Origin of the sequence: Parapedobacter soli (assembly GCF_025460835.1) — a bacterium.
GTDB classification, from domain to species: Bacteria; Bacteroidota; Bacteroidia; order Sphingobacteriales; family Sphingobacteriaceae; genus Parapedobacter; species Parapedobacter soli.
Map to the genome: position 1 here is coordinate 1 of NZ_JAMXAY010000119.1, position 2212 is coordinate 2212.

At 34.9% G+C, this 2212-nt stretch carries 2 protein-coding genes; one reads left to right on the top strand and one right to left on the bottom strand.

The features are described 5' to 3' along the window. Positions 1-85: 85 nt before the first annotated feature. On the bottom strand, positions 86-943 hold the full coding sequence (locus NGM62_RS21755; protein WP_262250408.1) for a LysR family transcriptional regulator: 858 nt from the start codon (positions 941-943) through the stop codon (positions 86-88). A gap of 74 nt (positions 944-1017) precedes the next feature. On the opposite strand from NGM62_RS21755, the gene NGM62_RS21760 reads away from it, so the two are divergent. Beyond that, positions 1018-2001 carry an alpha/beta fold hydrolase gene (locus NGM62_RS21760; protein WP_262250409.1) on the top strand — a complete coding sequence of 328 codons (984 nt, stop codon included), beginning with the start codon at positions 1018-1020 and terminating at the stop codon, positions 1999-2001. The last annotated feature ends 211 nt before the right edge of the window (positions 2002-2212 follow it).

Below are 2212 nucleotides of genomic sequence, written 5' to 3' on the forward strand. Positions count from 1 at the left end.
TAAGTTAACATTTATAACTCTTGACACAGTTTGTTTTACAGTCTCATATGGTTCTTCAGTATAGCATACATTTTACAAGATTTCATTATGTAAATAGACTAATAAACGCTTTGAGCACAGGAGAGGATACACTCTCTTTACGATAGATTAGGGCGTTTTTGACAGCCCCAATTTCTTTAGGTAAAGCATGTGTTTTAATTTTCCTTCCACTATAAAAGGTTGATACAATTTCTTCAGGCAGAAAGCTAAAACCAATTCCAGATTCTATGAAATTGACAACTCCTTCTATGGAGTTGATGACCGTTTTATGATAATTCATAATGTTATGGCCTATCAGCCAAGCTTCCAATCGAGCTCTGAAAAAGCAACCTTGATCAAACACAATTGCTTTCATAAGAGGTTGTTCTAGCAAATCTTCGAGATTTTTAACAAAGATTGGCGTTACGGCGACAATACGCTCGTCATTAACATGAATCTGTTTCAGCTCTTCGTTGTATACCGGCGCGGGTATAAATGCTGCGTCTAATTTGTAGTTTAACACGCTATCAATTAGCGTATCACGCATACTTGAAGTTAAATGAAGATCAATCAGAGGAAATTTGTCAGCCATTTCGTGGACAATGCTAGGTCCTTTATGAGCCATTGTAGTTTCTAGAAAGCCTATTTTAATTTGACCATTAACTATGTCGTTTTTTCCGATGGATATTTTTGCCTCTTCAATTAAGTTAATAATTTGCTTGGAATAATGTAGTAGTGTCTCCCCCGCTGAGGTAAGTTCAACCTTTCTAGAAGTTCTCAAAAACAATTTCGTATCAAACTCTTCTTCCAGACTTTTTATCCTTGCTGTTACATTCGATTGTACAGTATAAGACGCTTCTGCAGCTTTGGTAAAATTACCATGGAAAGCAACCGCCATAAATAATTTCAGATCATTAATGTTCATAAATCATAAATTGTGATATTTGATATCGTAATAAATCATTTTTAATAATCAAATATAGCCTATAAGTTTGTAGTATGAAAAATAAAACAAATAAATTTTCTGTGACAAGCATACTTGTCATATTAACCTTAATACTAAATCCATATATTATGGCACAATCTAAAGTGAATCTAAAAAAACAAACAGAAAACACAGAGCGTAACATCTACTATCGCACAATAAATGCAGCCGGACATAATATTTTTTATCGGGAGTCTGGACCACAGGACGCTCCAGTAATACTACTTCTCCATGGCTATCCCACATCATCACATATGTTTCGAAGTCTTATTCCGATTTTGAATAAAAATTATCATGTGATAGCTCCTGATCTTCCCGGATTTGGCTATTCAGACTCTCCTAAAAGGGAAAATTTCGATTACACGTTTGATAACCTTACTAACGTGATGCAGGCATTTATCGACACTTTGGAACTCAAAAGGTTTGCAGTATATGTATTTGATTACGGTGCACCTACGGGCTATCGCTTAATGATGGCAAACCCAGAAAAAATAACAGGATTTATATCGCAGAATGGCAACGCTTATGAAGAAGGATTGGGTACTGCATGGGATGCAGTAAAAAGATATTGGATTAGCAACTCAGTAAAGGATAGGGATGCGCTAAGAGGATTTGTAAAAGAGCAAGAGCTCAGGTTTCAATATTTTACCGGGGTCGAAAATCCTGAATTAATTGCACCTGAAGCATATACACTGGACCAATACTTTCTTGATCGGCCAGGATCTGACGAAAAACAACTTGACTTATTATATGATTACAAACATAACGTGGATCTTTATCCAGAATTTCAAAAATACTTCAGAGAATACCAGCCCAAGGCTTTGATAGCTTGGGGAGATAAAGACCCTTATTTTCTTCCAGAAGGTGCCAAAGCTTATAAAAGAGATATACCGAATGCAATTGTCAAGCTTTACGATACGGGTCATTTTGCCTTAGAAACTCATGTAAAGGAAATTGCGCAAGATATTCTTGATTTTATGTTAACATTACCTGATTAGAAAATTGGTAGCTTGAGATTCATTGATGAGAATGAAAGTAGCGTTTCTATACTTAAATTTAGGTAATGACTAGACATATTATGCATAAATTTGTTTTTTCGCATTTTGCTGATCATGTAAAATGCGAAAAAACAAATGCAATAATAATTTAATGTAAGCAATAATGAGGTTCTATGACGATTTGTATGGCTAAATTAGCTGATCAACCAAA

Bases quoted from the DNA above. Each gene is read 5' to 3' on its own strand.
- NGM62_RS21760 (WP_262250409.1), top strand. From the start codon at position 1,018: ATGAAAAATAAAACAAATAAATTTTCTGTGACAAGCATACTTGTCATA.
- NGM62_RS21755 (WP_262250408.1), bottom strand. From the start codon at position 943: ATGAACATTAATGATCTGAAATTATTTATGGCGGTTGCTTTCCATGGT.